The organism is Xenorhabdus stockiae (assembly GCF_002632825.1).
Lineage (GTDB): Bacteria > Pseudomonadota > Gammaproteobacteria > Enterobacterales > Enterobacteriaceae > Xenorhabdus > Xenorhabdus stockiae.
Map to the genome: position 1 here is coordinate 1 of NZ_NJAJ01000073.1, position 6,472 is coordinate 6,472.

A 6,472-nucleotide genomic window follows, 5' to 3' on the forward strand; every position below is an offset into this window, starting at 1 on the left:
TCTGGGCAACGGCTACCGGACTTATAACCCGGTACTGATGCGGTTTACGGCGCCGGACAGCCTCAGCCCGTTCGGGGCCGGGGGACTGAACCCGTATGCGTACTGTCTGGGGGATCCCATTAACCGGACCGATCCCAGTGGGCATCTGAGTGTGGGCAGTATTTTGGGAATAGCGTTAGGTCTGTTTGGCATGGCTGCGGAGTTGGCGGCGGCCATTCCAACGGGGGGAGCTTCCCTGACGCTGAGCGGGGCGATTATCGCTGGGATCGGTTTTTTGGGGGCCGCGACCGGGATTGCAAGTGCCGCGACAGAGGACAGTGATCCGCAGGCGTCTGCTGTTTTGGGCTGGATTTCAATGGGATGTGGGGCGGCCAGTCTGGGCAGTTTGGTGCTCGGTAAGATGGTTGGTGGGTTATGGCAGGCGGAAGCCCAGTTACAAAATAGTTTTAGTTCCGGTGCAAGGACCGCTGTTGCTGCGGGAGAAAGTGAGGCTCCCAGAACGATAGAAGCAGTTACAGCGGAAACAACTATAGCTACTGAGACAGCTAACACAACAAGGGCAGCAGCGACAGCTGAGACAACTGCCAGAAATACATTAGAGTCTTTTGATAGAGCAAATGCGGCAGGGTGGGTACAGGAAGTCATGAGTAATGGGCGTAAAACAGTGCGGTTTAATTTTCCTCCTCTTGCTCAGATGACAGAAAGCATGAAGCAAGATTTTAACGTACTACAGCGCTTGGGTTTTACTTATCTGACTGAGGGAGGAGGAATTAGGTTAACCATGAATAACGGAGTACTTTTGAATGCGGGAGGGAGAACGGTACAAAGATTTATAAATATTGAAAGTAGAACAGTACGTGAATTATATGCACCATTTATAAATGAAAATAGCCAATATGCGGTTAGTACTATCAGTAGATTTCGTTATGAGGAAGGTACTCGCAGGCTTGAATATATGATTGCTGAACTTGAAGAACGTTATATTGATACACGTTTTGAAGTTGGTGACTTGGAGACTTCTGGGTGGAATAGACAATGGAGAGATGCACATCTATCCGGAATGGCTGCTGACTTACTGCGATTGCTATAACGGGTGATTAGGCAGCGCATAGTGATTAATTTATACGCTGCCTTTTAAAAAATCATTACCATTAAATTAATTCAAAATACTGTCTTACAAGTTCTCTCCCAATCTCAAATGATGCAGTAGCGGCTGGCGAGGGCGCATTACAAACGTGTAATGACCGGCGACCGGTTACAAAGTGAAAATCATCTACTAGTTTACCCTCGGGCGTGACTGCCTGAGCACGGACTCCTGCTGGCCCCGGAGTAATGTCTTCAGGACGTAAATCGGGAATAAGCTGGCGGGCATTTTCAGTAAATAGCCGATGTGAGAATGAGCGGCGCATTTCTGCGATTCCTTCACTTAAATAACGTGAAGCAATTTTCCAGACGCCTTTGTAAGTGAGTATTTCCGCCATATCCCGCAGGTTGCAATCTGTCCGGCGATAGCCCTCGCGTTTAAATGCCAGTACCGCATTGGGGCCCACATCCCGTTTGCCATTATGCATACGGGTGAAATGAACACCTAAAAATGGGAAATCAGGATTAGGAACGGGATAAATCAAGTGATTGACCAGATGGTTTTTATCACTATTCAGCACATAATATTCGCCGCGAAATGGCACGATTTTCATACCAGTATCGTAGCCTGCCAGTTGAGCTATTCTGTCACTCTGCAAGCCGGCACAGTTCACCAGCCATTTAGCCTGATAGGTGCGTTGTTGGGTTTGCACTTCGATAGAATCACTGTGTTCCCGGATAGCTTGTACAGATTGTTGGCAGTGAATATCTCCACCTCTGGTCTGAATGATTTCAGCCAGTTTTGCTGCAATTTCCGGATAATTGACGATCCCGGTATCCGGTACCAGAATGGCTTCAAGACCATTGACATAAGGTTCACGCTCCTTCAAAGCCACCTGTGATAACCGACTAACCTGAAGACCATTCTGCAAACCCCGCTGATAGATATTTTCCAGTAAAGAAAGCTCTTTCAACTGCGTTGCAACAATCACTTTGCCACAGTGGTCGTAGTATAAACCGTGTTCCTGACAAAACTGATATATCGTCTGATTCCCTTTTTTCGCCAGATTGGCTTTCAGGCTGCCGGGCGTATAGTAAATACCGGAATGAACAACATTACTGTTATGTCCGCTTTGATGTGTAGCCACGTCTTTTTCTTTATCCAGCACCAGCAGACGTAAATGTGGGTGCTGCTCCTGTAGCGCATTGGCCGTACCAAGCCCGACTAACCCTGCCCCGATGATAATCACATCATACATTATGCGGTTCCTTCCTTATTACTGTTGTCCGGTATTGTTTATAGCGCAGCAAGTGAATAACACCAGATAATACAATCAGCGCCATTCCTGCCAAATCGGTTAATACGCCCGGCTTAATTAAAAGAAGAGCAGCAATCGTAAAGAAAACTCTTTCCAGCCAGTGCGCTTTTATCATCCAGAAATTGGCAGTGGCAATAGAGAGGGAATAAATGCCAATCAATGCGGTTATTATCATATAAAGAATAGAAAGCACACTTAACTCACTGCCCTGCATCAATAGCGCCGGGTTATACACCAGAATAAAAGGAATAATAAAACCGGGTAAAGCCAGCCGGACAGCACTCCATGATGTCTGCATGGGATCAGAGCGAGCGATACTGGCGGCTGTGTAGCTGGCAAGGGCAACTGGAGGGGTGATATTGGATAATGCCCCGAACCAGAAAACAAAGAAATGTGCCGCTAAGGGCAGAACACCTGCTTTAATGAGAATTGGTGATACGGTGACGGCTACAACAATATATAACGCAGTGGATGGTAAGCCCATGCTGAGCACGATACAGACTACCATTACAACCAGCAGGATCATCCATAGAGTGTTATCTGTCAGGGAAACAATGTTGAAAGCAAGGGTAGAGCCGATCCCGGTCATAGTCACAACGCAGATAATGATACCAATAGCAGCACAGGCAACAGTAACCTGAATGGCTCCACGAGCGGCTTCATTCAAAGCATTGGCTATTTTTGTAAGCGTCATCCGTACCGAAGTATCCGGTGTGATCCAGCTCGCAACAATAATTGCAATAATGCCGAGGAAGCCGGCATAAATGGGTGTTTTTCCAGCTAATAATGACCCGATTACGATAAAAAGGGGTAGGAGCAGTAATCCACGCGCTTTCAGTACAGCTTTTACCTGTGGAATACTTTCTTTACTGATGCCTTTCAAACCCTGTTTTTTGGCTTCTAAATCAATGGCAATAATCAGGGAAGCATAATAGAGCAGTGCGGGAATAATAGCGGCAAGTACAATTGTGGTGTAAGAGATACCGAGAAAACCCGCCATGATAAAGGCGGCAGCTCCCATGATAGGGGGCATAATCATACCACCGGTTGATGCTGCCGCTTCGACAGCGCCGGCAAAGCGTGGCGACAGGCCAATGCTTTTCATCAGTGGAATGGTGAAAGTCCCAGTTGTCGCTACATTAGCAACAGCACTCCCACTGAGTGAGCCTGTCAACGCCGATGAAATGACAGCAACCTGCGCAGGCCCGCCTCTGCGACGTCCAGCGATTGCCAGAGCCAGATCATTGAACAATGCTGTCGCACCACTGACACTCAAAAATGAACCAAACAGGATAAAGACAATGATTGCTGTTGAGGCTGTTGACAGTGTGATCCCGAAAATTCCTTCACCGGTCATAAACAGACGGAATAACAGGCGCTCGATAGAAAAACCTGCATGTCCGAAAATGCCGATAAAATATTGGCCGAATAAAGCATACACAATAGCGAAAACAGATAATCCCGGAATGAAATAACCCGTTGTTCGTCTTGCGGCCTCAAGTAATAGGGCAATGCCAACGATAGCCATCACATAATCTGTGGTATTGGGAATACTGTTTCTGACAACATGTAAATCGATGTAAGTAAAATAGAAATAGCTGTAACTGATCAGAGTAAGCAGGATGATAAGATAATCCCAAAGATTGAGTTTTGCTGTCGCCTGCTGTCTGGAAGCCGGAAAGAGTATAAAGCCCAGTACCAGAATACCGCCAAGAAAGATCACATTACGGTAAAATTCCTGTGTATTAGATAACGCATTAGCGTAGATGGCATAAAGAGAAATAGCGATCGCCAGCAAGGTAGCTATCTGTTTGTAAGGACTGATTAAATGGCGATTACCGGAACCGGATTCCTTATCCAGTTCAGCACAAGACGATGTTAATGGCGCAATACTCATAATGATTCCTTATGAAAACACATAATCGGACGAGAAGGGGCTTACAATTTGCTCATTACTGAGGTTGAGCTGTGGCTGCATGAATTTCCGGCGGGATAAGCTCATCAGGAATAGGCAGCCCGATTTCCCGGTAATATCTGTAGGCTCCCGGATGCAGCGGAACGGCAACGCCTTTAAGGGCATTTTCCGGGGAAATATATTTGGCCGCGCTGTGGATTTGATGAACTTCTTTCAGGTTTTCAAACATTGATTTTGTTAATTCATAAACGATTTTTTCATCAATCTCACGGGTGGTCATCAGAATATTGGGCTGAGCAATCGTGTGAACGGTTTCACTTTGACGGGGGTAAGTTTCTGGCTGAATGACAAAACGAAACCAAGAATTAGCGATAGCATTAATCTGCTTCAATTGCTGATCGGTCACATTCAGGATACGAGCAGAGACACCGCTGGCGTACATATCCGTGACCGCTGAGGCGGGAACCCCCGCAGGTATTGCGCCACCATCAAGACGGCCATCGCGCATTGCGGAAACGGTATCGCTATAGCCGAGATATTCCGGGCTAATACTTTTCTTACTAAGGTTGACCCCTTGTAAAATAATCAACGTAGATTGCTCTGTGCCACTGGCTTGTGGTCCAACGGAAAAACGGGTGTTGGCGATGTCGTTTAACGTACCCTCTTTGATTTTATCGTCCATCATCACAAAGTGTTCGACATTAGGCCAGAGTACCGAGATGGAACGCAGATCCTGATAAGGCCGATTTTCGAAATTACGGACACCCTGATAGGCTTCAACAGCAATCAAACTTTGTAAAATAACAAGCTGTGCTTCATTTTTCTGGAGTAAATCAATATTCTCAATTGAACCTGCGGAAGACTGGCCTGTGACCTGAATATTTTCATCCTTGAGATGATGGCTCCATACATTGGCAAGCCCGACACCTATCGGGTAAAAGGTTCCTCCTGTGGATGCCGTGGCAACGGAAAGAAATCGTTTATCGGCATTCTTCATTTTTCCAATAATAGCCATGAAAATTAAGGCAATAGCAGCGATGACTGCCAGTAGTGCTTTTGTTCTTTTGGGTGTTAATATTTTTGTGACTGACATAATAGGATTTACCGAAAATTGTGTGATTGATGATGTGGTGTTTCATTTATAGTTAACGTAAGTATGAACTTATCTGTTTTTCTTTTTGTAAATGACTGCATTATGCTATGAGATAGTTTAATGAGTCATAAAGAAGGTAAAATATAAATATAATTGCCACAATCATAAATCTAATGGTTTTATGGGGGTTTATTGTGAAAATTTGAACGGAGTCACGTCTTTATCAATAAAGGTAAAAATTAATTTAAATAATTTATTGAGTAATAATGATTAATCTATGGTTTTATTTGTATATTGTGGATGGAAAATAACATAATACTATATTAATTCTCATTTAATGTTTTTATAATGGATGCTTTATTAAAGATAAATTCAATTGTTTTTATTTTTTTATATTAATGTGATCCCTGAGGAGATGGCGCTCATAAATAACAGTGAGTTGTTATTATATCTGTGAGCTTCAACTTCTGATTGAGTTAATTTAATTTATGTGATGTTTATTTTGGCTTATTTAAATTGGAAAGATATCAAAATTAGACTAATATGTAATATATTAAATATGATTAAGTTTTTATAACAATAATTTATGTAAAAGCCATTGAAATAACAGTGGCTTGCTATATTTATGATTATTTCATAAATCGATAGTAGAAAGAATAGGTTTTATTTTTAATGCCTATATTTCACTTTGTGTATCATTTTTGTGAGTGAAACGGAGTGGTTATATATATCTAAATATAAGAATTGGAATTTTATTTCAGGTAAATATGATGTTTTATTTGTTCCGGTTAATTTAGGAGTAAAGTAAAAGAGAATAAAAAATACCTTGGCTAATTATATTGTTAAGTCCGGTGAGTTTGATAGAAATTAATATTAATTTCTCATCACTTTAATACAGGGGATAAAAAATGAGCACGGAATTCTTTTCTCAGGCCGCGAATTTTCAGAGCACCGCCGCAGGCCGTGTCGATCCGCGCACGGGGCTGTTTAATTATGTGATGCCGGTGGCGCACCTTATCGGCAATAACCTACTGGGGCCGGAGCTGACCCTGGCGCTGGCAT

General features: G+C 43.5%; 4 protein-coding genes. 1 reads left to right on the plus strand and 3 read right to left on the minus strand.

Translation table 11 applies throughout. The features are described from left to right. Window positions 1-1,090: RHS repeat-associated core domain-containing protein (locus Xsto_RS19690; protein ID WP_141554549.1), on the plus strand; the 1,090-nt coding region annotated here is incomplete at its 5' end. A gap of 61 nt (window positions 1,091-1,151) precedes the next feature. On the opposite strand, the gene lhgO is transcribed toward Xsto_RS19690, so the two are convergent. From lhgO to Xsto_RS19705, 3 genes are read right to left on the minus strand one after another with little or no spacing between them, the layout of a single operon-like run. After that, the gene (gene lhgO / locus Xsto_RS19695; RefSeq protein WP_099126178.1) at window positions 1,152-2,342 is read right to left on the minus strand and encodes an L-2-hydroxyglutarate oxidase; all 1,191 of its coding nucleotides are present in this window, start codon (window positions 2,340-2,342) and stop codon (window positions 1,152-1,154) included. Next, window positions 2,335-4,299 carry a TRAP transporter permease gene (locus tag Xsto_RS19700; RefSeq protein ID WP_099126179.1) on the minus strand — a complete coding sequence of 655 codons (1,965 nt, stop codon included), beginning with the start codon at window positions 4,297-4,299 and terminating at the stop codon, window positions 2,335-2,337. Before Xsto_RS19700 ends, lhgO begins: the two co-directional genes overlap by 8 nt. A gap of 55 nt (window positions 4,300-4,354) precedes the next feature. Beyond that, a complete protein-coding gene (locus Xsto_RS19705) occupies window positions 4,355-5,410 on the minus strand; it encodes a TAXI family TRAP transporter solute-binding subunit (protein WP_099126180.1) in 1,056 nt (351 codons plus the stop codon). Between the last annotated feature and the right edge of the window lie 1,062 nt (window positions 5,411-6,472).

Excerpts from the sequence above, each read along its gene's own strand:
- lhgO (WP_099126178.1), bottom strand. The coding sequence starts at position 2,342 with ATGTATGATGTGATTATCATCGGGGCAGGGTTAGTCGGGCTTGGTACG.
- Xsto_RS19705 (WP_099126180.1), bottom strand. The coding sequence starts at position 5,410 with ATGTCAGTCACAAAAATATTAACACCCAAAAGAACAAAAGCACTACTG.
- Xsto_RS19700 (WP_099126179.1), bottom strand. The coding sequence starts at position 4,299 with ATGAGTATTGCGCCATTAACATCGTCTTGTGCTGAACTGGATAAGGAA.